This is a genomic window from Burkholderia sp. BDU5, from assembly GCF_001522845.1.
Classification (GTDB): domain Bacteria; phylum Pseudomonadota; class Gammaproteobacteria; order Burkholderiales; family Burkholderiaceae; genus Burkholderia; species Burkholderia mayonis.
This window is the reverse complement of the sequence record NZ_LOWC01000159.1, coordinates 256,238-281,366: the sequence shown is the minus strand read 5'-3', so window position 1 is coordinate 281,366 and position 25,129 is coordinate 256,238. Positions and strand designations below refer to the sequence as shown.

Here is a 25,129-nt window from a genome sequence, read left to right as displayed (position 1 = left end):
TCGTCCGGCCGCTGCGGCCCGGATCGGGATAGGGGCGGTCAGGTGGTCTGACCGATCCCCTCCATACCACCCGGCATGCGGGTCCACACCGGGCGGTTCGAGCAGTTGATGTCATGAGAGCCGGGGTACCCAAGGCGGTCGAAGTAGGCGATCGGCATGACGCGGTTCATCAGCAGGCGGCTGTTGCGCCACCATCGCCGACTGTTCGCGGCCACCCGGCGGGCATCCTCGATGCGATGCGCAGCACTAGAATCAAAAAGCAATTGCGCTGTCGGCTGTACGAGAACTAGCACAATGTGACGGGGTGAACGATGAGGACTCTGATGCTGTCGTGCCTATTGGTGGCAACGCTTGGCGCTTGCAATAGCTCCAGCAAACAGGAGGTGCCTACTACCTCGGCGAGTCCGCAGCAGCCAACGTCTGCGCGCAGTTCCAACAACGCCTCCCCACCGCCCACTGCGCCCGAGCCTCCGCCGCCCTCTCATCAGTACGCGATGGAACAAGACGGTACATATGGCTACGAGCCGGCCTTGAGTGAAGATGACGTTCGAAGCGGCAAAGCAGCGAAGCCCCTCGTCATGATGCGTTATGTCGGTCTTCGGGATGGAACGTACGTATTGCTGATGCTTGATCCGGACAACGAAAATTATGCGACGCGCTTGACATGCCAAGCACCGTGCAATTTTGCGAAAGTGCAGATCATGTCCGGCACGTCGGTGCTAAAGACCGAGACTATTCGTGTCGTGCCGAATTCGCTGGTAGGCGCAATGCTGGAAGACGCATTATCGGGCCAACTGAGACCGTATGGTCAGACTGCACCGATGCCTCGGCCAGTTGCAGTTCCATCCATCGATACCCCGGCCACGGCTTCGGCTCAGTCGACACCGCAAGACTCGACGACGGAATCAATTCCACAACAAACAAGTTTCGATTGCTCAAAGGCCAGATCAATTCCCGAATATCTGATCTGCCATGACCCGGAACTCGCGGCGTCCGATCGCGAACTCGCAACCATCTATCAGCAAGCAAAAGAAGCGGTTCCCGACAAGGCTGCATTCGCCGAGCGCACACGCAAGCAATGGAACTACCGTGAGAAGAATTGCCGTGACAAGCCCTGTCTTGTTTCGTGGTACGCCTATCAAAAAGAGGTCTTAACCAAGATCGCTCAGACGGGGGACGTGAACGCGCAGTCGCAGTGAGACTCGGCATCGCCTACGCCATGTGTCAGCTTGGGAACGAGACACCTGGGACCGCTCGGCCCCATCCGCCGCTCTGCATGCCGCAGCAAGAATCCGATTCCGGATAACGCCGCTGGTGATCCGATCCTGCGTCGGTGTTGCTGCGCAATCGTCGGTCGACGGGCTACTTCCCGATACAAAACCGACTAAAGATCACCCCCAACAAATCATCAGAAGTAAACTCCCCTGTGATCGAATTGAGCTGCTCCTGTGCGAGCCGCAGTTCCTCGGCGAAGAGATCCAGCGCTTGAGCATTCTGATCCGCATGCTCGGTCGCCCGCGCGAGATGCGCCCGCGCCGCGCGCAGCGCGATCAGATGCCGCTCGCGCGCGAGGTACACGCTTTCCGCGCCTGCCTGCCATCCGGCGATCCGCAGCAGCTCGCCGCGCAGCAAATCGATCCCGTCGCCGCGCTTCGCCGACAGCCGCACTTCGCACACCTCCGCGCCGTCCTCTCCGCCGCCCACCCGCACCACCGACGCCGGCGTGCCCGTCAGATCCGTCTTGTTCAGCACGCACACGACCGGCACCCCGGCCGGAAAACGCGCGGCAATCGCTCGGTCGTCGGCGCCGAGCCCACTGCGCGCATCGAGCAAATGCAGCACGACGTCCGCCCGCTCGATTTCGCCCCACGTACGCGCGATGCCGATCTTCTCGACCTCGTCCTCCGTCTCGCGCAGCCCCGCCGTGTCGATGATGTGCAGCGGAATGCCCTCGACCTGGATCGTCTGCGCGACTTTGTCGCGCGTCGTGCCGGCGATCGACGTGACGATCGCGAGCTCCGCGCCCGCAAGCGCGTTCAATAGCGACGACTTGCCGACGTTCGGCTGCCCCGCGAGCACGATCGACAGCCCCTCGCGCAGCAGCGCCCCCCGCCGGGCGTCGCCGAGCACGTGCGCGAGCCGCTCGTGAATGCGCGCGAGCTTGCCGCGCGCATCCGCAGCCTCCAGAAAGTCGATTTCCTCTTCCGGAAAATCGAGCGTCGCCTCGACGAGCATCCGGAGCGCGATCACGTCGTCGACGAGTGCGTGGATGTCACGCGAGAACGCACCGTCGAGCGACCGGCCGGCTGAGCGCGCGGCGGCCTCGGTGCTCGCCTCGATCAGATCGGCGACGGCCTCGGCCTGCGCGAGGTCGAGCTTGTCGTTCAAGAATGCGCGGCGCGTGAATTCGCCCGGCTCGGCGAGCCGCAAGCCGTACGCGCGCCCCGCGTCGAGGCAGCGCTGCAGCACGAGCTGCAGCACGATCGGGCCACCGTGGCCTTGCAACTCGAGCACGTGCTCGCCGGTATACGAGTGCGGCGCCGGGAAATAGAGCGCGATGCCGCGATCGAGCGGCTCACCGGCGTCGTCGAGAAACGGCACGTAGGCCGCATGACGCGGCGCGAGCCGCGTGCCGCACAGCGCGTCGCTCAGCGCGAGCGCCGCCGCTTCTCCGGCGCGTCCGAGCGAAATGCGCACGACGCCGATTCCGCCCCGGCCTGACGCGGTGGCAATGGCGACGATCGGATCGGAATCAGTGGCAAGCATGGCGATAAATCTGAAATAAATGAAATGGCAATCAAAAAAACCGGAGATATCTTTGAATGCCGAATTGTAGCCCGACTGCGCAATACTATTGCGCAGACCACGTTCCAACCCGCCATTTTCCGCAATTTTCTGTTTATCTTAGTTGCGCTAATCAATTCATACGACGAATTTCCGGCGTGTCGCCGACGAAACGACCTCGACCGCCAATCAGCAAGCATGAGCGCACTCGCACGCAGTCGCAACCTCTGGCATCCACCAGTTAAACAATCACTCAGTTGGGCTAAACATAACCCGATTGGTTGTCTTCCTGGCAGCGGTCGAACTGCACAATCTGGCCATGCCGACACTCGAAGAAAAAGCGGCGTTCACCGAACGTCTCAAATTCGCCTTGTTGCGCAGCCCAGAAAAAGTGACCGGCGCGACGGAACTCGCTTTGCATTTCAATTTGCGTCATCACGGCGAGCATCCGGTTTCTCCGCAAACTGCGCACAAATGGCTGACGGGCCGCACGATTCCGACTCCTGACAAGCTTCGCACGCTTGCCGAGTGGCTGCGGGTCGACCTGCATTGGCTGCATTACGGTCCGCCGCCGAGCGCGGCGCGCACGACGCCGCAGCCGTTGCCGCGCGACGAAAAATATCCGCCGACGCCGGAGACGATCGAGCTCGCGTCGAAGATCGAGGCGCTGTCACCGCATCACCGCTATCTGGTGCAGGAACTGATCGAACAGTTCTACGGCGACACCTCGAAGCGCTGATCGCGCGCCGCCGGCCTCAATAAAAAAAAGCCGCCTGACCAACAGGCGGCTTTTTCGCATCCTCGGTCGAAACGACGCACGACCGCACGATCACTCGGCGCGGCTCGAAAAAAAGGGGCGAACTGCGTCGCCCCTTTTTCGACCAGCCGAGTGTCAGCTCGCCTTTTTCTTCGCCGCGGCGCCGCCGAGCGTGCGCGTGATGTAGTACTGCTGCGCGATCGACAGCACGTTGTTCACCACGTAGTACAGCACGAGACCGGCCGGGAAGAAGAAGAACATCACCGAGAACGCGATCGGCATGAACATCATCATCTTCGCCTGGACCGGATCCGGCGGGGTCGGATTCAGCTTCGTCTGCACGAACATCGAGACGGCCATCAGCACCGGCAGGATGAAGTACGGATCGCGCTGCGACAGATCGTGAATCCAAAGAACCCACGGCGCGCCGCGCATTTCCACCGACGCGAGCAGCACCCAATACAGCGAGATGAATACCGGGATCTGGATCACCACCGGCAGGCAGCCGCCGAACGGATTCACCTTCTCAGTCTTGTAGAGCTCCATCAGCGCCGCGTTCATCTTCTGCGGATCGCTCTTGAAGCGCTCGCGCAGCGCCTGCATCCGCGGCGTGATTTCCTTCATCCGCGCCATCGACTTGTAGCTCGCCGCCGACAGCGGGAAGAACACCGCCTTGATCAGCAGCGTGAGCAGAACGATCGCCCAGCCCCAGTTGCCGACGAAGCCGTGGATCTTCTCGAGCAGCCAGAACAGTGGCTTCGCGATGATCGTCACCCAGCCGTAGTCTTTCACGAGCTCGAGGCCCGGCGCGATGCCTTCGAGCATCCGCTCTTCTTCCGGACCGGCGAAGAGGCGCGCGGACACGTCGGCCGACTGGCCCGGCGCGATCGCCGCGACCGGCTGCTTCACGCCGACGCGGTACAGCGACGGATCGATCTTTTCGACGTAGATGTCGCGCTTCGCGCCTTGCTGCGGAATCCACGCGGACGCGAAGTAGTGCTGCACCATCGCGATCCAGCCGTTGTCGGCAGACGTCACGTAATCGGCCTTGTTCTTGTCGACGTCGCTGAAGTTGATCTTCTGGAAGTGCTTCTGGTCGGTGTAGACCGCCGGCCCGAGAAACGTGTGCGAGAAGAGCGGCGTCTCGACGGGCGTGTTGTCGCGCACGAGCTCCATGTAGACGGTCGGCGTCACGGGCGCCGTGCCGACATTGTCGATCTTCGTGTCGACGCCGATCACGTAGCTGCCGCGCGTGAACGTGTACGTCTTCACCACCTTCACGCCGCCCTTCACCGGCGATTCGAACGACAGCTTCAGCGTGTTCTGGTCGCCCGACAGCGACGTCGGCCCCGCGACCTGCGAGTAGACGTCGTTGTGGTTCGGGAAATCTCCGCCGAGGAGGCCCGTGCGCGCGAGATACGTGTGGTTCGCGGCGTGGTCGAACAGCGTGACGAACAGGTCGGGCTGCTTGCCGTCGCCCTCTTTCTTCAGCGTCAGCTTCGCGAGCGTGCCGCCGCGCGTGTCGATCTCGCCGTCGTAGACGTCGGTCGAGAAGCGCACGAGCTGCGCCTGCGCCGCAGGCGCGGTCGTCGCGGGGGCCGCGCCCGTCGCGGCCGCCGGCAGCGCGTTCGCCGCCGATGCCGCGCTTGCGCCAGACGCGCCGTTAGTCGCGTTCGACGCGGTGCTCGTCTGCGTGACGTTCGGGAAGAACATCGACGGGCGTCCGTGGGATCGCTGCCAGTTGTCGAACAGCATGACCGCTGACATGAAGAAGATCACCCATAGGACGGTGCGTTTGATATCCATGCGTTGTCTCAGAGTCGATGGGACGACGCCTCAGCTTTGTGAGGAGCGTTGCGTGCGTCGGAGTTGGGCGGCGGGACGAGGTCGATGCCGCCCGCGGAGAACGGATGGCATCGGCACAGGCGCCTGGCGGCAAGGTAAGTGCCGCGCGCGGCGCCATGATACTGGATTGCCTCGCGCGCGTAATCCGAACAGGAAGGATAAAAACGGCAACGGCTGCCGAGCAGCGGGCTCACGGCAACCTTGTAGAAGCGCAGCAACGCGATCAAAACCGTTTGCATAGCAGTGGCGGCGCCGATGCGCCGCGTTCGAGCCAATCGGGCGGACGGCTGGCCGCCGTCCGCGACGGGCGTCGGCGCGTCACTCGGACGCGGGCTTCGCCCCGTTGCGACGGACGATCTCCCGGGCTGCCCGGTCGAGCAGCTCGCGAATCTCGCCCGCGCACAGCGCCGCGAGCGGCGCGGATGCCGCGCTCGGCATCGCCTTCTTGTCGAAGCGCGTATGCAGGCGCAGCAGGATGTCCCAGCCGGCGAACTCGGCGCGACGCGTGCGAAACGCTTCGCGGGCGAGCCGCTTGACCAGATTCCGCGTCACCGCACGCGGAGCGTACTTCTTGCCGATGACGAGTCCAAGACGCGCATCGCGCCCCGTCGGCTTGCCGTAGACCACGAAGTGCGCGGTGCGCCGCCACGGGCGCAAACGAAAAACGGATGAAAATTCATCCGTTTTCAGAAGTCGCGCAGCTTTGGGAAAGGCGGCGGACGCTTGCAACGGAATCGAACCCGGGACAACGGCTGCCTCGCCCGCATCGCTGCGGACGGCGGACACGGCGCGCGGCCCGCCCTTAGATGGCGAGACGCTTGCGGCCCTTCGCGCGGCGGGCGTTGATGACCTTGCGGCCGCCAGCCGTCTTCATGCGCACGCGGAAGCCATGGGTGCGCTTGCGGCGCGTCACGGAAGGTTGGTAGGTACGTTTCATGTCGCTCTCACTTGTTCGAGAATATCGGGAATCAGGGACCGCGCGCCCCCTCTTTCGAGGCAACCGGGCGAACGCAATCGCCGAAAATAGCAGGATTGGTTTTCGCGGAACCCGCTATTTAAACCGTTTTTCTCTTGGCGGTCAATACGTTAGAGGCATGCCGGGACCGCATCGGCGGCGCCGATCCCCGGCTCCACGCCCTGTGGCGATCGCTCCCCGCCGACGACTCGGCCCTGTGGATAACTCCCGCGCGCACCGCGTTTGGCGGTAGAATCTCGCCTTATCTCCAAGAATCCCGCACGCCGCCTCGGCCCGCGCTCGCGCTCAAACCTTTGTCGCGCAAGCGTCCGAGGCACGTCCGCACGGCCGCACCGGGCCTTGTTGCGCATCCGCGACAAGGGTGGCCGCGTGCCGTACGTGCAACCGAAACAACGACAGCTCTTCGATGAACGATTTCTGGCAACACTGTTCCGCGCTATTGGAGCGTGAATTGACGCCCCAACAGTACGTGACGTGGATCAAACCCTTGGCCCCGATCGCCTTCGATGCCGCTGCGAACACGCTGTCGATCGCCGCACCGAACCGCTTCAAGCTCGACTGGGTCAAGAGCCAGTTCTCGGGCCGGATCTCCGATCTGGCCCGCGATTTCTGGAACGCGCCGATCGAAGTGCAATTCGTGCTCGATCCGAAAGCGGGCCAGCGCGCCGCCGCAGGCGCGACGCCGCTCGCACCCCGCGCGCCGCTGCCGTCCGCAGGCCCCGCGGCGGCGGCCGCGACGGCGAGCGCCGCCGACACCGGCACCACAGCCGCCCCCGGCATCCATGCGGCAGTCGCCGCGGCGCAGGCCGCGCAGGCGAACGCCGCCGCGCTGAACGCCGACGAAGCCGCCGACCTCGACCTGCCGAGCCTCACCGCTCACGAAGCGGCGGCCGGCCGCCGCACGTGGCGCCCGGGCGCGGCGAACGCGAACGGCGAAACCGATTCGATGTACGAGCGCTCGAAGCTCAATCCCGTGCTCACGTTCGACAACTTCGTGACCGGCAAGGCGAACCAGCTCGCTCGCGCGGCGGCGATCCAGGTCGCCGACAACCCGGGCATCTCGTACAACCCGCTGTTCCTGTACGGCGGCGTCGGCCTCGGCAAGACCCACCTGATCCACGCGATCGGCAACCAACTGTTGCTCGACAAGCCCGGCGCGCGCATCCGCTACATCCACGCGGAGCAGTACGTGTCCGACGTCGTGAAGGCCTACCAGCGCAAGGCGTTCGACGACTTCAAACGCTACTATCATTCGCTCGACCTGCTCCTCATCGACGATATCCAGTTCTTCTCGGGCAAGTCGCGCACGCAGGAGGAGTTCTTCTACGCGTTCGAGGCGCTCGTCGCGAACAAGGCGCAGGTGATCATCACGAGCGACACGTATCCGAAGGAGATCTCCGGCATCGACGATCGCCTGATCTCGCGCTTCGACTCGGGCTTGACCGTCGCGATCGAGCCGCCCGAGCTCGAGATGCGCGTCGCGATCCTGATGCGCAAGGCGCAGTCGGAGGGCGTGAGCCTGTCGGAGGACGTCGCGTTCTTCGTCGCGAAGCATCTGCGCTCGAACGTGCGCGAGCTCGAGGGCGCGCTGCGCAAGATCCTCGCTTACTCGAAGTTCCACGGCCGCGAGATCACGATCGAGCTGACGAAGGAGGCGCTGAAGGATCTGCTCACCGTGCAGAACCGGCAGATCTCGGTCGAGAACATCCAGAAGACGGTCGCCGACTTCTACAACATCAAGGTCGCCGACATGTACTCGAAGAAGCGCCCCGCGAACATCGCGCGGCCGCGGCAGATCGCGATGTACCTCGCGAAGGAGCTCACGCAGAAGAGCCTGCCCGAAATCGGCGAGCTGTTCGGCGGGCGCGATCACACGACCGTGCTGCACGCGGTGCGCAAGATCGCCGACGAGCGAGGCAAGGACGCGCAGCTCAACCACGAGTTGCACGTGCTCGAGCAGACGCTCAAGGGCTGATGCGCGCGAGGGCTTGTGAATGGCGGAAGCGCCCCAATTTAAAAGGGGCGGTTTGGTTTTGAGGCACAATACAGGTTTGACCGCCTCGCCGGCGGCGGGCCGACGGCCCCCCGGCGTGGCGCTGCGAGGCTTGCAGGCCGTTATTTGAACGAAGGAACTCTATGCAACTGGTCAAGACCGAACGAGACACCCTCCTTAGGCCGCTGCAAACCGTGAGCGGTATCGTCGAACGCCGCCACACGTTGCCGATCCTCGCCAATCTGTTGATCACGAAGAACGGCCCGGACGTGTCGTTCCTGTCGACCGACCTCGAGCTCCAGATCACGACGCGCGCCGACTTCGGCGTCGGCGGCGACCAGGTCGCGACGACCGTCGCGGCCCGCAAGCTGCTCGACATCCTGCGCGCGATGCCGGACGGCCAGGTCACGCTGACGCTCGCCGACAAGCGCCTGACAGTCCAATCCGGCAAGAGCCGCTTCGCACTGCAAACGCTCGCGGCCGACGAGTTCCCGACCGTCGCGCAGGCGAAGGATTTCGGCGCGAGCCTCTCCGTCCCGCAGAAGGCGTTCCGCCAGCTCCTCGGCATGGTGTACTTCGCGATGGCGCAGCAGGACATCCGCTACTACCTGAACGGGATGCTGCTCGTCGTCGACGGCGACCGCCTGATGGCCGTCGCGACGGACGGCCACCGCCTCGCGTTCTCGTCGATGAAGATCGAAGGCTCGTTCGGCCGCCAGGAAGTGATCGTCCCGCGCAAGACGATTCTCGAGCTGCAGCGCCTGCTCGAGGACATCGACGACACGGTCAAGATCGACATCGCGCAGACCCAGGCAAAGTTCACGTTCGGTCAGGTCGAGCTGGTGTCGAAACTCGTCGAGGGCAAGTTCCCCGACTTCCAGCGCGTGATCCCGAAGGCGCACAAGAACTCGTTCGAAATCGGCCGCGAAGAGCTGCAGCGCTCGCTGCAGCGCGCAGCAATCCTCACGTCCGACAAGTTCAAGGGCGTGCGCTGCATCATCGCGCCCGGCCAGTTGAAAATCATGTCGACCAACGCCGACCAGGAAGAGGCGCAGGAAGAACTGGAAATCGCCTACCAGGGCGACACGGTCGACATCGGCTTCAACGTCACGTATCTGCTCGACGTGCTCGCGAACCTGAAGGTCGACACCGTTCAGGTGAGCCTCGGCGACGCCAGCTCGAGCGCCCTCATCACCGTGCCCGAGAACGACGAATTCAAGTACGTGGTGATGCCGATGCGCATCTGACGCGCACGACTCGCCGGACACACCAAGGGGCGCCACGCCCCTTTGGCGTTTTTATGGCGATTCGGATGCTCGAGCGCCGGCGCACGACGCCGGTCCCCGCAAGGGGCGAAAAACCCGAGGCGGCCCGGGTTTTCTCGGCAGAAGCACCCCGCCGCCAACTGAGCAGCCCAGCAGAACCGGAAGAAACCCATGACTGAACAGCACAATTCGCAGCCCGAAAACAGCTACGGCGCGTCGTCGATCCAGATCCTCGAGGGGCTGGAAGCGGTGCGCAAGCGTCCCGGGATGTACATCGGCGACACGTCGGACGGCACCGGTCTGCATCACCTCGTGTTCGAGGTGCTCGACAACTCCATCGACGAAGCGCTCGCCGGCTACTGCAACGACATCCACGTGACCATTCACGCGGACAACTCGATCTCCGTGACCGACAACGGCCGCGGCATCCCGACCGACGTCAAGCTCAACGACAAGCACGAGCCGAAGCGCAGCGCCGCCGAAATCGTGATGACCGAACTGCACGCGGGCGGCAAGTTCGACCAGAACAGCTACAAGGTGTCGGGCGGCCTGCACGGCGTCGGCGTGTCGTGCGTGAACGCGCTGTCGAGCTGGCTGCGTCTCACCGTGCGCCGCAACGGCAAAAAGCACTTCATGGAGTTCCATCGCGGCATCGCCCAGAATCGCGCGATCGAAACGCGCGACGGCGTCGACGTCTCGCCGATGCAGGTCGTCGGCGAAACCGAGAACCGCGGCACCGAAGTGCATTTCATGGCCGATCCGACGATCTTCGGCACCGTCGAATACCACTACGACATCCTCGCGAAACGCATCCGCGAGCTGTCGTTCCTGAACAACGGCGTGCGCATCCGCCTCACCGACCTGCGCTCGGGCAAGGAAGACGATTTCGCGTTCGTCGGCGGCGTGAAGGGCTTCGTCGAGTACATCAACAAGACGAAGACCGTGCTGCACCCGACGATCTTCCACATCAACGGCGAGAAGGACGGCGTCGGCGTCGAAGTGGCGATGCAGTGGAACGACAGCTACAACGAAAACGTGCTGTGCTTCACGAACAACATCCCGCAGCGCGACGGCGGCACGCACTTGACAGGCCTGCGCGCGGCGATGACGCGCGTGATCAACAAGTACATCGTCGACAACGAGATCGCGAAGAAGGCGAAGGTCGAAACCTCCGGCGACGACATGCGCGAAGGCCTGTCGTGCGTGCTGTCGGTGAAGGTGCCCGAGCCGAAGTTCAGCTCGCAGACGAAGGACAAACTGGTGTCGTCGGAAGTGCGCGCGCCGGTCGAGGAAGTCGTCGCGAAGGCGCTCGAGGAATTCCTGCTCGAGACGCCGAGCGACGCGAAGATCATCTGCGGCAAGATCGTCGAAGCGGCGCGCGCGCGCGACGCCGCGCGCAAGGCGCGCGAGATGACGCGCCGCAAGGGCGTGCTCGACGGCGTCGGCCTGCCGGGCAAGCTTGCGGACTGCCAGGAGAAGGACCCGGCGAAGTCGGAAATCTACATCGTCGAGGGCGACTCGGCGGGCGGCTCGGCGAAGCAGGGCCGCGACCGCAAGTTCCAGGCGATCCTGCCGCTGCGCGGCAAGGTGCTGAACGTCGAGAAGGCGCGCTACGACAAGCTGCTGTCGTCCGAGCAGATCGTCACGCTCGTGACCGCGCTCGGCTGCGGGATCGGCAAGGACGACTACAACCTCGACAAGCTCCGCTACCACCGGATCATCATCATGACCGACGCGGACGTCGACGGCGCGCACATCCGCACGCTGCTGCTCACGTTCTTCTACCGGCAGATGCCGGAGATGATCGAGCGCGGCTACGTGTACATCGCGCAGCCGCCGCTCTACAAGGTGAAGGCGGGACGCGACGAGCGCTACCTGAAGGACGACACCGAGCTGGACGCGCACATGCTGCGCCTCGCGCTGCAGGGTTCGGAGCTCGTGCCGACCGAGAACGGCACGCCGATCTCGGGCGACGCGCTCGGCGAGCTCGCGCGCTCGTATCTGCTCGCGCAGGGCGTCGTCAAGCGGCTGAGCCGCCTGTACGATCCGGCCGGGCTCGAAGCGATCATGGACGGCGTCGCGATCGACCTGTCGAACGAGGCGTCGACGGAGGCGTCGGCGAAGTCGCTGGCCGCGGCGCTCAGCGATGATGCGACGAAGACGGAAGTGCGCGTCGTGCCGACCTACGATCCGGTGCGCGAGGTGCGTTCGCTGCGTATCGAGCGCACGCATCACGGCAACGTGCGCGTGTCGGTCCTCGACGAGGAGTTCCAGCTCACGGCCGATTATCAGCAGCTCGTGAATACCGCGCATACGTTCAAGGGGCTGATCGGCGCAGGCGCGATGATCAAGCGCGGGGAGCGCAGCTCGAACGTGTCCGACTTCAAGAACGCGATGAAGTGGCTGATGACCGACGCCGAGCGGAATATGTCGAAGCAACGGTATAAGGGCTTGGGTGAGATGAATCCTGAGCAGCTGTGGGAAACGACGATGGATCCGGCCGTGCGGCGGTTGCTGCGCGTGCAGATCGAGGATGCGATTGCTGCCGACGGGATCTTTACCACGCTGATGGGGGATGAGGTCGAGCCGCGTCGGGCGTTTATCGAGAATAATGCGTTAAGGGCGGGGAATATTGATGTTTGAGGTTACCTTCGTGCCGAATGGCACTATTAGTGAAAAATGTCCCACAAATAGTGACAACCGAAGTCGCATTTAGTGAAAATTCTCGGGGGTTATTTGGCGCATCACACCTCTTTCTGGACACGAGCTATTTAGAGGTGTGAGCAACAGCCATTACATCAGAATGGCAGAGCGAAGGTTGGCAGTTCGATCCTCCTCCTCCGCTCCACCGAGAACATGTCTAAGGTTGTATAAGCAAGTCAGCAAACCCCGCAGCCAGTGAGGCTCGCGGGGTTTTTTGTTTCTACGTTCGGCTGATGTTGTCATTGACATCTCGGGGCGACGACGAAGCGCACTTCGGCCTCTTCGATGCACCAATCCACGCCGGCGGTGCGGGCCCAAACTTTGAGCGGCTGCGTCGGGGCGAACTAGTTGCCGAGGCCGTGCCAGGGTTGTTCTCCTACGCATGCCACTGTCTGAACGAGATGCACTGTGAACGCGAGCGCGAAGGCAGCGGGATTTCGAGAAGAGAAATGGGCGCATCACCGAACTCCAAAGATGGATGGCGTCGACACACGAGAGTGCTGACGGAGCGGCAGCGATTGCCAGCTCACGGCAGTGATATAGGTCTGAAATTCGTTCGAATCCGAGCCATGTGCGGTGGCTGTATCTCCGTGGGTTCGAAGACGCGTGATGGGTCGCGGTCCACTTCCTGTACCGCTCGCTAGAGGCTTATGCTGTCTCGATGCGAGTTATCCTGTTGCAAGAGGGAAATCGGCGGTGCTATTCGCTCGTGGTGATGGCAGGCCCTTCGCCAACGGTCTCCATATTGAGAGTTAAGGACATGAGCTCGACAACGACCAGGGAAATTCCAGCACGGCACCTCGATGCAGATATCGGAAAGGTCGTTGCAAGGGACGTATATTTTCATGTGTCACTTCTGGAGTGCATCCCAGAGACTGTGCGACGCATCGTCGAGGAAGGTATCGCGCTGACGAGGCTTACGGCGGGGAGCGACTTCAACGTTATCAGGCTAAGTCGTTCTATGTCGGATATGTCGCTCCTCGACTACCCAAGCTTCTTCGGCGAGGCGTTTCCCGCACTGTACCGCAGCTGGTCTATTGACCTCGATCAGAAGACGTACCGATATCGGAGCTACGAGTCGTCAATTAACCCCCCGATACTGCATCGAAAAGAGCTACTCATTGCGGCCGATCATCCGCAGCGGTTGGTTTTTGAGCATCTGACTCGGGCGGCCGAGCAGATCGGACTATTTGACGATCCGGCTCGCATCGGCTTCCGAAAAACATTCGAAGCTCTCATAAAGCAACGAGGCTATTGTCTCGCCGATCACACGCTCGTTCCCATAGCCAACGAGGAGCCCGATGAATCGGAGGGCGAGAGCAGACTTGGCACTATAGAACGTCATCGCACTGCATTGTCTCGCTACAGCTTTTCGGCACCGATACAAATGCTCTCTCGCTTTGGATTTCTCGATGGAACTCGTTCGCTGTTTGACTATGGGTGTGGGCGCGGAGATGATGTACGAGGACTCAAGGGGCTAGGCATTGAGGCTGCGGGTTGGGACCCACACTACGCGAATGATCAGCCGCTCGCTCGGGCCTCAATTGTTAATCTCGGATTTGTCATAAACGTGATAGAAAACGTAGATGAACGTGAACACGCCCTGAAGACATCATATTCACTTTCGAAAGATATCCTCGTCGTCTCTGCGATGCTCGCAAATCAGGATTCCGCTCACGGTATTCCGTATGGGGATGGTTTTCTAACCTCGAGAAATACGTTCCAGAAATATTACTCTCAATCGGAGCTGAAGGAATTCATTGATCGCGTCACCGAGAATGATGCAATCGCGGCAGGGCCCGGCGTATTTTTTGTCTTCAAGGACAAAGATCAGGAGCAGCGTTTCCGGTTTAATCGAGTCAAGAGTAGCAGACGGATTGTGCCTCCCGTCCGACCGACACGCTTCGTGGCTGAGGGACATGCGGACCGTACCACTGTCGCGAAGCCTCGCCCCGATCGCTCAGCGCTGCTGTACGACCGTCATCGGAGCGCCCTTGATGAACTCTGGCAACTTTGCTTGGCGCTTGGTCGCGATCCCGTTAGACGGGAAATGCAGGCGCTACAGCAAGAGCTTCGCGAGTTTGGATCGAGCGCAGCCGCCCTACGGTTTCTGAAAGAAAGGAAAGATGATGCGGCGAGTATGCTTGAGCGTGCAGCGGCCTCGCGAGCGGACGATCTCCGCGTATATTTCGCGTTACTGCAATTCGACAAGCGACCTCCATACAGTAGACTCGAGTCGCAGCTTCAGGTTGACGCGAAGGTATTCTTCGGCGGGTACTCTGCGGCGCTGTCTGCGGGCCGAGAACTGCTGTTCAGCTTGGCCGACATAGAGCAAATTTCGGATGCATGCCGCCAGTCGGCAGAGCAAGGTATGGGATGGCTGGAGGACGGAGAGTCGCTGCAGGTTCATACAGACCTCGTGGAGCGTCTTCCCCCGATTCTGCGCGCATATATTGGTTGCGGCACGCTACTTTACGGTGATGTCACTAGTGCAGATTTATTGAAAATCCACGTTCGGTCCGGGAAGTTGACCATGATGAAATTCGACGATTTTTCCGGATCGCCTTTGCCACGCATGACACAACGAGTGAAAATAAACTTGCGTAAGCAAGGGCTGGTGATTTTCGACTATGGCGAGGCGTATCCCCCGCCATACCTCTACAAGAAGTCGCGCTTCCTCAATGAAGAGTCACCGTCTTACTCTGAACAAGTACTGTTTGAAGAAGCATTGGAAGAGCTTGGCGTCTTTGATCTCAACGGCTACGGCCCTGACGTTGCGACCTTCGATGCTAAGCTGGATGAAATGCGATTGGCTGTGGACGGGTACAAATTGATTCGATCAAAATCAATTCCGCCGCTAGATCAAAAGTGCGGACGCTACTTTACGTATCGCGATCTGGTTGAATGTGGGGAAACACAAGCTGCACATGACATCGGTAATATGCCAGTTGAGCCGGAAAGCTTTAATGCGCTTTTTGATCTTGCCCATCATGTAATCGATCCGGTAATCGACTATTTCGGCATGGTCAAGCTGACGTTTGGCTTTTGCTCGCCAACACTGGCCGCTCAGATCAAAGGGCGCATCTCGCCAAAATTGGACCAGCATGCTGCGCACGAGAGAACGCGTCGGGGCGGATACATTTGCGAACGCCTCGGAGCAGCGTGCGATTTCGTCGTGGAAGATGAGGATATGGCGATGGTCGTTGAATGGATCATTGATAACGTCGAGTTTGACCGCCTGTATTTCTACGGTCGCCATCGTCCGATTCACATCAGCTACAGTTCGACGCCTGCACGGCAAGTAATCGACATGATAGAGACTCCGGCAGGAAACGTCGTGCCGAGGCGGCGTCGCATTGACTAACCCATAACAATAGACAGCCCCGCCGAACTTATTGGGAGGCCGGCAAGTGATGAAGTATGATGATTCGCGGTGACTGCTAGCAAGACGTTGCATCCGCGTGATCGTTAGCGCAATGGAGGGCTCGAGTGCCGCGGCTGAGGCCCGACCACTACGGCAGGCAGAGACACGGCGGTATTGCGCACACCGGCTGCGAACGGGGTGATATAGCAGTCACGGGATGAGCCGGTAGGCGAATTTGGTTAGCTAGGCGACGAAAGATTAATGAAAGAAGTGTTACTTGGACGTCGACAAAATTCGCCGAGCTGCCGGATTGATTCGAACTGCATGCGGAGGATTCGCGCCTCACATTTCCATGCGCCGTGTACCCGCGCGGCGCGAGCTTCCGCTTGTCCAAGTTCGCTCCTGCTACTAAACCACATACACCAGTCATAATTCACCACTAGCGAAGCTAGAGACTCCGTTGCGTTCGTGGCTCTGCGGTAGCAGAGGGACATCGAACTGGCATCGCACGGAGATGCGATCGAGACCGATACCGAGGGGGACCAACTTGACAGATTCTTCGCAACAGCCGGAGGGAACCTCCGTCGCATTGCCGGCGGCAGCCTGGGTTAGATTTCTCCGGAGTTATGGCCCCACCCCTAACAACCTAACGATGTTCGATGAATACGTAGCGGGGGCGCTGGCAAGGGCGAAAATTCAACCTATTGGGTTATCGACGCCGCTGCTTGAGTCAATGGTAGGGCATATCGAATCCAAGGCACCCGGCTCTATGCTGATCGCCGGTACTGCTGGTGACGGAAAGACTTATCACTGCCGTGCCTTGTGGATGAGGATGGGGGGAGATACGAAGGCCTGGTCAGCTAAAGGCAACAGCAAGGAGCTTCCGCTCGCCGACGGCCGATTGGCTGTTTTCATTAAAGACCTATCCGAGTTCAATGGCGAGGAGAGCGACCTCCCCTTGGAGCGGTTAGAGCGCTCTGTACTCGGAGGGGATGACTCGGAGATTGTCATTCTTGCGGCCAACCATGGCCAACTACTGGACCGGCTGCGCCAATTAGGCAAAAGGCAAGGCCGAGTTCATCCGTTACGAAAACCTCTGCAAGAGCGATTTTTACAAGCCGGTCCTGCGCCTGACAGGCTCGCAGTCTTCGACCTGAGTCGAACAACTAGTCGTAAGACGCTCGACGAGGTCGCTAGGGCCATTGCGGGACATCCGGAATGGGAAAACTGTAGGCACTGCTCTTTGGTAAAGGATGGCAAGGTCTGCCCTATCGACGAAAACCGCAAACGGCTGCTGGGCACATCCGACGGCGCTAAGCTGGCCCGTCGACTCGGTGACTTGATCGAGGTCGCTCGACTGAACGGATCGCATCTTCCGGTGCGGGACCTTCTTGCCTTGTGCGCGAATATGATTCTCGGCTATTCCGACGCCAAGGATGCGAAGGAAAACCTGATGACCTGCGCGGACGTCGGGCGTATTCAGGAGAGTGGCAGTATCGGAAAGGCGAGCATCTATGCAAACGCGTTCGGAACCAATTTGCCCAAACGAAGGATTTCCGACCGCCCAGTCTTCAAAGCTATGGCCAGCTTCGGGGTGGGCGACGAGACCACAAACGCCATCGACGGACTTTTAGTTTACGGGAAAGACGACGGTCGCCTCAAAGATGACTTTGACCGTTTGGTGGCATCCGATCCGATCTATGGAGCGACTGCCTCATTCTTAGCAGCACAAGGCACATATCTGGAGGGGCATGAAAGTGCAAGACTGGAAGGCGGAGCTGCGGAATTTCTAGACATGTTGGACGCGCAACGTCGTAGGCTGTTTTTCGCACTGCCTGACGACGAACCGGGTTATCCGCATTGGTCGATGACGGCATTCCGGTTCGCCGGAGACTACTTGCAACTTATTGATGCATTGCGAAACAAGATGCCGGCGAGTGAGACCGTTCGGGCGCATCTCGCCAAGGGATTAAACCGTGTTATGACGGGCTTGCTGCTAGAAAATACCGATCGCATTTTCATTGCGAGCTCTGGTGGTTTCACTCAGTCGCGCGTCAGCGTGCTTTGTGATTATGAGACTCCGTCTCGAAGGCAAGGCGGTGTTGGTTTGTCCATAAAGTACAACGAGGAGACTGGCCGGCCACTGCTCGACGTATCTCTGGTTCCTATTCCAGCCAATTCAGTAGCTTTCGATCTGACGCCGATTCGCTACGAGTTCCTGTGCCGGGTTGCCGAAGGTGCGCTGCCGGCGAGCTTCTCGAACGAATGTCTGGAAGACCTTATGGCTTTCAAGGCCAAGCTGCTGCGAAAAGCTGAGTTGGTCCGCAGATCGGCGGGGGCCATGGATGACGAAGACGTCGCCGGTGAGGCATCGGCATTGACGTTAAACTTTATCGATATCGAGCCTGGAGGTCGAGGATTCGCTCGTCCTGTGACCGTGAAGGTGCCCGCATGAGTTCGATCATTAAAAGGCCAGAGATCGAGAGGGTCTCGTTCTGTGTCGATGAGAACATATGGGGCCATCGTCTCTATGACGAGCAGCTGCCTCATCTGACGGTACTAGAGTTCCTCGGCGTATTGGGCTCGAACTTGCATCGCCCTCTCCTTCCTCAAGATGAGCCGGGATGCACCGTTCGCTTTCGACCGCAGCGGCAAATTCGTTTGCGCGGCCTTCTCTTCAACAATCCGTACATCGAAGCTATTTCAGAGAGCCCGCTTCCTGATGAGGAAAAGTGGAAGCAGTGGTTTGCCAAGTTCGCTGAGGGGGCAACCGGCAAGGGCGACGACGATATGTCTTTTCTTAGGCGGGCGTTTTCTAGCTTTGACGACTTTGCCAAGGCCATCGAGCTGCTGCGTTCGTCGTCGTTCGAGTCTCGGAGCAATAAGCGATGGAGTTCCAAGTTCGCCTTTCCCTTTGGCCCCGACGCACTCTATGAGGACATGGAAATCGACGCTCGTGGGAACATGAGCAACGATCGACGGTTCTTCGCTCGCACTGGTGAGCTGCTTTACCTAATGCTCACCCGCTCGAAACGAGGCTCTGAACTCGGTCAAATCCTCACGAGCCGACTTTTTGATCACGATGCCCCGATGAACCGGCTGGCTAGAACCTTGCAAGGGGAACCGCAACTTGCTGATGAGCCGCGTCTAGCGGGCTATTTGCCGGAACTCGAGAATCCGCGCTTCGATCGGATGTGTGAGGACTGGTTGTCGATCCTGAGTATGGATATGCCGATCTACGATGCTCTAGAACATCTGATCGTCATTACCGGGCTGAACATGCTCCTCTATTTTTTGGAAAGAGCGAAAAGGCAAGTTGGTGACGACGAACCGGTCGAGATCGTCTGTGAGATCGTTGCTAAAGAGCGCAATAAAGTACGAGCTTTGTCGGGCGACAGTTACCAGTTCAACCAAGGGTTGTCGCCAAAAGCAGTTCGAGCACACATTGAGTCGATTCGACAAGACGAGCGGTGGAGTCGGGCTGACGCTGCCGAATTCCCCGACGCTGAGCGTATAAAGCTAATGCGTGAGTGGTTTCAATGGCCGCGTTTTGATGGAAATGAGGATGCAGACGTTTCCGATAGAAGTCCGGACGAGCTCGTACTTGAACTGTCCGAGCTCGCAATCGCACGCCACGGGCTGCATGTGGAAAAGATTCACGCATCGTGGTCCCGGGCCATTGGTCTCAGCTCCCGACGGCTTTCTCGGCGCACCCGCTACGCGCCAAACGACCGGCTCATCAAATCGATGGTCTTGACAATTGCGCAAGACCGCATGCAGTTAGATGAATTCTTGGCCGAGGCTAAGCGTCGATATGGCGTAGTCATCGGCGATATCGAGGGCGCGCATTTGGTGGAAGGCAAGTTTGTCGATCAAGAAGAGCTTAGCGAGAATCGAAACAATCTCGAGGCTCGACTCGTTAGCTTAGGCCTAGTGAGCAGGCTCTCGGATTCCTGCTCGTTTGTTGAAAATCCATTTGTCTTGCGAGGAGCCGTGTCATGCTGACCGATCGCATCATCGGGCGCGTCGGCGCGGACATACTTGGCAAACGCATTTCCAACTCTAGGCTGCCAGGGGAGACCGCTGCTCTATTCCGACTGGATAAGCTTTCCGCTAGTCAAATCGCCGCGGTTGCGCGCGCGATTCTTGCTAATTCGGAGATGTCCGCCAGTGTCGACCTAAGGATTCCGGAAGCGTTGGTAGAGGGCCAAGGGCTACCACCAGAGACCCTGATCTCCCACAATGCAGGTTTCGTTCGCAACAATGCCGAGACCGAAAAATCGGCAATTCTCACGGCGAACGGTAACGAACATAACTTAGCCGACACCTTGGGTCACGTGATGGCCATCGGCGCGAAGGAAATGCGTGCTGACGCGGAGCCGTGGGTCGACGCGGCCCTCCATGCGGGCGGGTTATCGCCCGTTGCCGATGATCGAACTTTGTTCCAGGCAGCGATTGGCGGCCTCCTTGCATCGTCAGACCTTTCACTGGTACAGCTTGGGGATTTCTGCGCTGAGATTGTAGTCGCAATCTCGACACACGGCCTCGCGATACGAAACGCGGTCGGCTACGCCTTACCCAAAGTTGGCTTGCCTCGTGACGGATCATTTTTCGACAACGCGAGGACCTACGCGACGTCGCGTAAGCCTTGGCAAAAGGCATTCACCAAACTATTTGCCCAGCGTGCGCCTCTCCTGAAAAAGCTCCGCCAAAACGGTCAGCCGTTGGATGGCGATGAGCTACGAGAGCGGCTTCTTGAGCATGCCTCACAAATCACCGACGGCGCCCGACAGGCGTTGGATGCGTTCATCGAAGCACCCGCGGGCGACTTGGAATCCGGTACCAAACTATCTGAGTATGAGTGGGAAGCCGACGGAGTCTACTTGGTATTTGATAAGCCGAAAGAAAAACTGCTCGGTTTAGCGGATGCGACCATCAGATTCTTCGACCACGACTGTGAGCCAGAAAATGCCTTGGGCGAGGATGGTCGCAAACTTCTTGAGGATTTGAAGACTCGGGAGCGCCGCGCTGACTTCAATGACGAAGACGAGGAGTTCTTCGTCAAGCATCGGCGGCTGCTGGAACAAGAGAGCAGACTTTGCGCGCGATGGGAAAAGGCGCTCTATGGTAAGCCTATCGAGTGCAACGACTTCTTCGACGGATTTGCACGTGTCGTTCACAGCCTACATGCGGGTCTCCGAGAAGGGCAATGTGAGCGAGTTCTTCGTTTTACAGTGACGAAGGGCCGCAAGGAATGGCGCGAGCGCTTCAATTACGACGCTGGCAGCTTCTTCTCTGCGATGTACCGCGGGCTGAAGGAACTGATGGGTTCCAAGGCCGAATGGAAGGTTGAGCGAATGGGGAATGCAAACTTGCCCGATCCGTTGTTCGACTACGAGGCGTTTTTCGGCAAGGAGCGGGAGCTTCGCAGTGACAAAAAGGATAGGATCAAACCGAACACCTCGCTCTCGAGGACGGCGCTGCAAATCAAGTTCGACGTAGCGCTGATCGAACGAAACGAAGTCAGAGAATCAGTGCTAGCTAAGACCCAGTTGCTATGGAGTTACCGTCCAGCCTGCATCGGGCTTTCGATGGCTGCAGACATGCGTCGACTCTTGGAGAAGGGGGCCGTTGGCTGTACCGAAGTTCCCCGTAAATTCGTCAGCAAGAAGGGGGGGGTCCAAAGCGCCTCCCTTTTCGATACGAGCACGCTCGAAGCCACGTTCGCCCGAGATGCGGGTTCGCTCGTGCCCCCTCCTAACAAGCTGCGCAGTCAGCGCGCAGATATAAAAAAGCGTATAGACGATCTAGCAGCTGACCGTCGTCTGACGCAACAGCAGCGAGATGAAATCCGTTTTGCCTGGGACAAGTTTGAGGAGGACTACGTCAAGGCAATGACCGACTTCCTTGGATCGGGCTTGCACGGAGAAGCGGTTATCCAACAGGCGGAGTCGTTCGCTGCGTTGCTCGCTACTTTAATGACGCACGCTAGGGGCGATGTGTGCCGCTCCAGGCTTGTTTCGGAAGTCCTGTCTATCGGGACTGTAAAGGTAGCGGGCGACAACCCGGCGGTGATTGTCCCGCCTTGGCACCCAGAACGGATGAAGGCCTTGGCGGTTAAGTCGCGCAGGGTCGCAGCTTTCGCGACGCACTTGCTTGCAAGTTCGAGCATCCTTTTTGGGGACCGCGAGATTTTCATGCGTGAGCTCGCCGACGAGATTGCACATCCTTTTTACCCGGAGATTGCTGTACTTAATCGTGCTGGGGCACCAACGCTCGTCTCAGAGACGAACACCGTGAACGGCTATAGCCTGATGGAGTCGCCCACGCGCGATTCGCGCGAGTCCATGAGTGACGTGGAACCCGCGGCGGCCGCGAGGCAAGCTCGTGACTTGTTGGAGCGCTACGTCGGTTTGCAGCCTCACGAGGCTGCAAACCTGAGTGTTGTACTGTACAACGCCGATGCGGCGGAATTGCCGCTGGCGACTGTGCGTGAACTTTCCTCGCTTCAAGACGGCGACAGGCTCCAATGTAGCGTATCGGTGCGACACTCCGATCAGGTCAAACTTCGAAGTATCTATGGCGAGCTGGTCAATAAAGCGGGAGATGATCCGGACTTCCCTGTGGTCAGCGAAACTAGCGATAACTTTATTTCCAAACTGCGGATCTCCGTTACACCGATCTCAGCCACGCCGGCTGAGAGCACCCGTGGCTTCAAGGCCTTCGATATAGCGCTGCTGCATGACGTTGTTGCCCGTGCAGCTCGAACCGAATGGTTGCTCGTCGACTGGACAAACGATCGGCCTTCCCTGGAACACGCACCATCGAGATTGTCCTATCGGAGCGTCTCAGGTGAAAACGAGCTGAAGTCCACCACGTTCTTGACCTGCCCTTGGCAGACCGCTTCCGGCTGGGCCTATGTCTCGGCCGTCGCGGCAGTATGTCGACAGACCGACGCTTTAGCTAACGAGCGATTCCTTCCCGCGCGCCGCATTTCCTTGCAAGACCCGAAACTAGCCATGATGATCAAAGATGCTCATGATCTCGCGGAGTGGGTGGCGACCTATGATGAGCTGTTAGACAAGCGGCAGTTGCAACACAACAATATCACCGTAGTGCGCTATCGACGCGGCTCCACTAATGGTCGCAATATGATCGTCAGTTCGACTTCGGAGCTACGCTTGTTGGGTGTATTAGTTCGTAGACGGTTGAGCGAACTGAACTTGCAGGTGACCGCCGATGAGCTCCAAGCCGCGGCCGACAAGGGAACTAAAGACGCATTGTCGATCTCAGGCGACATCGTTCTTAGGGCCGCGAAACGAGGAGTCTCGGCCGGTGAAATGATCGGCCTTGTACTTAGTCGCTACATGCTCGCGGAGGAGTTTAGGCATACCGCCGGCACAGGCCAAACTTTGACCGCATATTTCTTGCTTGATGACTATGCGAGCTGGTTGTCGCAACCCGAAAGCCGCATTGCGGACATTTTGGGCTTGAACGTCGAGGAACGGGACGAAGGCATTCGGGTCACCGTAGCAATCGTGGAGTCAAAATACGTGGGGGCCGACGCACTTGCCAAGGCCCAAAGGGATTCCAGGGATCAGCTCCTGGCAACGCTTGGGTTGTTCCGTGAGGCGCTTTTTGGTGATCCCGGTCGTCTCGATCGCGATGTCTGGCTATCTAGGCTAGCCGACATGCTCATTGACGCAGAAGTGCCCCCAGGCATGACGGGGCTCATGGAACGTGCGAGGACGAAGCTTCGCGAAGGCGATGTTGACATCTCGCTTCGAGGCTACTCGCATGTTTACGTTCACACATCCGATGCAGGCTCCAGTTCGCAGTCCAGCCAAGAAATATTAGAGGACTCCGACGGTGTAAAAGCTTGGCAAGAGGTCTTCGACCGCCAGGGCTTGCGAAAGTTGGCAGAGGCTTATGCGAAAGGAGCGGAGACGGTCGAAGCAAGAGCAGCTATTGGGGTGTATCAGCCTTGGGCTGGACATACCTTCAAGAGGCCGGCCCCCAGGGTTGCGTGGCTGGCAACAATGGGGCAACTGGTGGCCACTGCCGCACCGGAAGAGGAGATCGCCTCTGCCGCCGATGGCGATTCCGGTGCCCCCTCGAATGAAGACGCTCCTGCAGTAACACCTAGCCCGGTAGAACCTTTACCATCGATTTCCAACGTAGGTGCCGTCGCAGTTCGGACCACCACATCCACGTTCGGTGGGGCCGCGTTCCGTGCTTTGGTTGAGTCCAAGCACGCATCCGCTTCTGTGGCTGATGCCGAGCGAGATGCGTGGGCCAACGAGGTTACGAGGAAGCTAAAAGGCGCGCTTAATAGTTACGGACTGCAAGCCTCCGTTTTAGGCACGCGCCTCACACCGAATGGGTGTCTTGTACGGCTGGCGGGCTCCGACCGCCTGCGTGTCGAGGACGTCGAAAACAAGCGCGTGCAGCTGCTTACAACGCACGCAATCAACCTTGTTACTGTGCAGCCCAAGCCGGGTGAAATCGTGGTGACTATTGCCGGTGAAAAGCGACAGGCAGTCTCATTGTGGGAGCTGTGGGCGCGTCGCGAGCTAAACCGAAACGTGGGTGGCATTAACACCTCGTTCCTGCTTGGTCTTCAGGAAATCAACGGAGCATTGCTGTATCTAAACCTCGGAGCGGAGTTTGGCGGGCTGTCTTCACACGAGCCGCATTCGCTGGTGGCCGGCGCTACTGGCAGCGGTAAGTCTGTCTTGATTCAGGCGCTACTGCTTGATATCGCTGCAACCAATCCCAAGGAACTCGCGCAGATCGTACTGATAGATCCCAAGATGGGCGTCGATTACGCCCCATTGGCCGATCTACCACACATGCGCGAGGCGATCGTCATCGATAAGGAACGAGCTCGCGACGTCCTCGGAGCACTCGTCGAGGAGATGGAGAATCGCTATCGTATGTTTGCAAAGGCACGTGTGCGGGACCTTCCGACATACAACGCGAAAGCTGCGCCGGAGGACCGCTTGCCGATGGTTTTTTTGGTCCATGACGAGTTTGCGGATTGGATGCTAGACGATGGATATAAATCGGCAGTTGGAGCTGCCGTGCAGCGGCTAGGTGTGAAGGCGCGGGCAGCAGGTATTCATTTGATTTTTGCCGCTCAGCGTCCGGATAAAGACGTGATGCCTATGCAATTACGCGAGAATCTAGGCAATCGGCTGATTTTAAAGGTCTCTAGCGAGGCGACGTCCAAAATTGCGCTGGATAGGCCTGGGGCAGAACTGTTGCTTGGACGTGGCCATCTCGCCGCCAAACTGAATGGCGAGCAGGGGCTTGTGTTCGCTCAAGCTCCGTTTCTAAGCGACGACGACATCGATAGTGTTGTCTTGGCAATCAAGGACGACTGCGCATGACCAACTGGTGCCGACTACGGCAGAGAGGAGCACACTGCTTTGCTAGGGAT

General features: G+C 59.5%; 15 protein-coding genes and 2 pseudogenes. 9 read left to right on the top strand and 8 right to left on the bottom strand.

The genetic code is table 11. The features are described from left to right. Positions 1 to 122: 122 nt before the first annotated feature. Positions 123 to 224: pseudogene (locus tag WS69_RS32375) on the bottom strand (reverse transcriptase domain-containing protein); the annotation flags it as partial. Between the two features lie 270 nt (positions 225 to 494). Here WS69_RS32375 and WS69_RS32370 point away from each other — a divergent pair. Beyond that, a complete protein-coding gene (locus tag WS69_RS32370) occupies positions 495 to 1,199 on the top strand; it encodes a lysozyme inhibitor LprI family protein (protein ID WP_162498972.1) in 705 nt (234 codons plus the stop codon). Positions 1,200 to 1,362: 163 nt separating this feature from the next. Here the strand turns inward: WS69_RS32370 and mnmE are convergent, their stop codons facing one another. Together mnmE and WS69_RS35135 are read right to left on the bottom strand one after the other, a co-directional pair. After that, positions 1,363 to 2,766 (bottom strand): tRNA uridine-5-carboxymethylaminomethyl(34) synthesis GTPase MnmE, encoded by a 1,404-nt coding sequence (gene mnmE, locus WS69_RS26260; RefSeq protein ID WP_059473552.1) that lies wholly within the window; start codon positions 2,764 to 2,766, stop codon positions 1,363 to 1,365. A gap of 280 nt (positions 2,767 to 3,046) precedes the next feature. Continuing rightward, a complete protein-coding gene (locus WS69_RS35135; protein ID WP_231747225.1) occupies positions 3,047 to 3,220 on the bottom strand; it encodes a hypothetical protein in 174 nt (57 codons plus the stop codon). Here WS69_RS35135 and WS69_RS26255 point away from each other — a divergent pair. Continuing rightward, complete coding sequence (locus tag WS69_RS26255) at positions 3,155 to 3,523, top strand: helix-turn-helix domain-containing protein (protein ID WP_231747224.1); 369 nt, start codon at positions 3,155 to 3,157, stop codon at positions 3,521 to 3,523. The two genes, WS69_RS35135 and WS69_RS26255, sit on opposite strands and share 66 nt — an antisense overlap. 153 nt (positions 3,524 to 3,676) lie before the next feature. Here the strand turns inward: WS69_RS26255 and yidC are convergent, their stop codons facing one another. The 4 genes from yidC to rpmH all read right to left on the bottom strand — a co-directional run bounded on the left by yidC (position 3,677) and on the right by rpmH (position 6,323). Next, positions 3,677 to 5,347, bottom strand: a complete 1,671-nt coding sequence (yidC, locus tag WS69_RS26250) for a membrane protein insertase YidC (protein WP_059473551.1) — start codon at positions 5,345 to 5,347, stop codon at positions 3,677 to 3,679. 8 nt (positions 5,348 to 5,355) lie between these two features. Then, a complete protein-coding gene (gene yidD, locus WS69_RS32365; RefSeq protein WP_082716496.1) occupies positions 5,356 to 5,625 on the bottom strand; it encodes a membrane protein insertion efficiency factor YidD in 270 nt (89 codons plus the stop codon). Positions 5,626 to 5,704: 79 nt separating this feature from the next. Further along, positions 5,705 to 6,172, bottom strand: coding sequence for a ribonuclease P protein component (gene rnpA / locus WS69_RS26245; protein WP_059473550.1), 468 nt, complete (start codon positions 6,170 to 6,172; stop codon positions 5,705 to 5,707). Positions 6,173 to 6,188: 16 nt separating this feature from the next. Further along, positions 6,189 to 6,323 carry a 50S ribosomal protein L34 gene (rpmH, locus tag WS69_RS26240; RefSeq protein ID WP_004198824.1) on the bottom strand — a complete coding sequence of 45 codons (135 nt, stop codon included), beginning with the start codon at positions 6,321 to 6,323 and terminating at the stop codon, positions 6,189 to 6,191. A 445-nt stretch (positions 6,324 to 6,768) separates the two neighbouring features. Here rpmH and dnaA point away from each other — a divergent pair, with 445 nt between their 5' ends. The 3 genes from dnaA to gyrB all read left to right on the top strand — a co-directional run bounded on the left by dnaA (position 6,769) and on the right by gyrB (position 12,263). After that, on the top strand, positions 6,769 to 8,337 hold the full coding sequence (dnaA, locus tag WS69_RS26235; RefSeq protein WP_059473549.1) for a chromosomal replication initiator protein DnaA: 1,569 nt from the start codon (positions 6,769 to 6,771) through the stop codon (positions 8,335 to 8,337). A gap of 161 nt (positions 8,338 to 8,498) precedes the next feature. Next, complete coding sequence (gene dnaN / locus WS69_RS26230) at positions 8,499 to 9,602, top strand: DNA polymerase III subunit beta (protein ID WP_059473548.1); 1,104 nt, start codon at positions 8,499 to 8,501, stop codon at positions 9,600 to 9,602. Between the two features lie 189 nt (positions 9,603 to 9,791). Continuing rightward, positions 9,792 to 12,263 (top strand): DNA topoisomerase (ATP-hydrolyzing) subunit B, encoded by a 2,472-nt coding sequence (gene gyrB / locus WS69_RS26225; protein WP_059473547.1) that lies wholly within the window; start codon positions 9,792 to 9,794, stop codon positions 12,261 to 12,263. Positions 12,264 to 12,577: 314 nt separating this feature from the next. Here the strand turns inward: gyrB and WS69_RS35750 are convergent. After that, positions 12,578 to 12,730, bottom strand: a pseudogene (locus tag WS69_RS35750) (DUF932 domain-containing protein); the annotation flags it as partial. Between the two features lie 353 nt (positions 12,731 to 13,083). Here WS69_RS35750 and WS69_RS26220 point away from each other — a divergent pair. The 4 genes from WS69_RS26220 (at position 13,084) to WS69_RS26205 (ending at position 25,079) form a co-directional block, all read left to right on the top strand. Further along, positions 13,084 to 15,687, top strand: a complete 2,604-nt coding sequence (locus WS69_RS26220; protein ID WP_059473546.1) for a DNA phosphorothioation-associated putative methyltransferase — start codon at positions 13,084 to 13,086, stop codon at positions 15,685 to 15,687. 652 nt (positions 15,688 to 16,339) lie between these two features. Continuing rightward, complete coding sequence (locus WS69_RS26215; RefSeq protein WP_059473545.1) at positions 16,340 to 18,142, top strand: hypothetical protein; 1,803 nt, start codon at positions 16,340 to 16,342, stop codon at positions 18,140 to 18,142. Continuing rightward, positions 18,139 to 19,692, top strand: coding sequence for a hypothetical protein (locus WS69_RS26210; RefSeq protein WP_059473544.1), 1,554 nt, complete (start codon positions 18,139 to 18,141; stop codon positions 19,690 to 19,692). The genes WS69_RS26215 and WS69_RS26210 overlap by 4 nt, the downstream gene beginning before the upstream one ends. Continuing rightward, complete coding sequence (locus WS69_RS26205; RefSeq protein ID WP_059473543.1) at positions 19,686 to 25,079, top strand: FtsK/SpoIIIE domain-containing protein; 5,394 nt, start codon at positions 19,686 to 19,688, stop codon at positions 25,077 to 25,079. Before WS69_RS26210 ends, WS69_RS26205 begins: the two co-directional genes overlap by 7 nt. Positions 25,080 to 25,129: the final 50 nt, after the last annotated feature.

Bases quoted from the DNA above. Each gene is read 5' to 3' on its own strand.
- WS69_RS35135 (WP_231747225.1), bottom strand. From the start codon at position 3,220: ATGACGCAAATTGAAATGCAAAGCGAGTTCCGTCGCGCCGGTCACTTT.
- WS69_RS26210 (WP_059473544.1), top strand. From the start codon at position 18,139: ATGAGTTCGATCATTAAAAGGCCAGAGATCGAGAGGGTCTCGTTCTGT.
- rpmH (WP_004198824.1), bottom strand. From the start codon at position 6,323: ATGAAACGTACCTACCAACCTTCCGTGACGCGCCGCAAGCGCACCCAT.
- WS69_RS32370 (WP_162498972.1), top strand. From the start codon at position 495: ATGGAACAAGACGGTACATATGGCTACGAGCCGGCCTTGAGTGAAGAT.
- WS69_RS26215 (WP_059473545.1), top strand. From the start codon at position 16,340: ATGTTCGATGAATACGTAGCGGGGGCGCTGGCAAGGGCGAAAATTCAA.
- yidC (WP_059473551.1), bottom strand. From the start codon at position 5,347: ATGGATATCAAACGCACCGTCCTATGGGTGATCTTCTTCATGTCAGCG.
- yidD (WP_082716496.1), bottom strand. From the start codon at position 5,625: ATGCAAACGGTTTTGATCGCGTTGCTGCGCTTCTACAAGGTTGCCGTG.
- gyrB (WP_059473547.1), top strand. From the start codon at position 9,792: ATGACTGAACAGCACAATTCGCAGCCCGAAAACAGCTACGGCGCGTCG.
- WS69_RS26220 (WP_059473546.1), top strand. From the start codon at position 13,084: ATGAGCTCGACAACGACCAGGGAAATTCCAGCACGGCACCTCGATGCA.
- WS69_RS26205 (WP_059473543.1), top strand. From the start codon at position 19,686: ATGCTGACCGATCGCATCATCGGGCGCGTCGGCGCGGACATACTTGGC.
- mnmE (WP_059473552.1), bottom strand. From the start codon at position 2,766: ATGCTTGCCACTGATTCCGATCCGATCGTCGCCATTGCCACCGCGTCA.
- dnaA (WP_059473549.1), top strand. From the start codon at position 6,769: ATGAACGATTTCTGGCAACACTGTTCCGCGCTATTGGAGCGTGAATTG.
- dnaN (WP_059473548.1), top strand. From the start codon at position 8,499: ATGCAACTGGTCAAGACCGAACGAGACACCCTCCTTAGGCCGCTGCAA.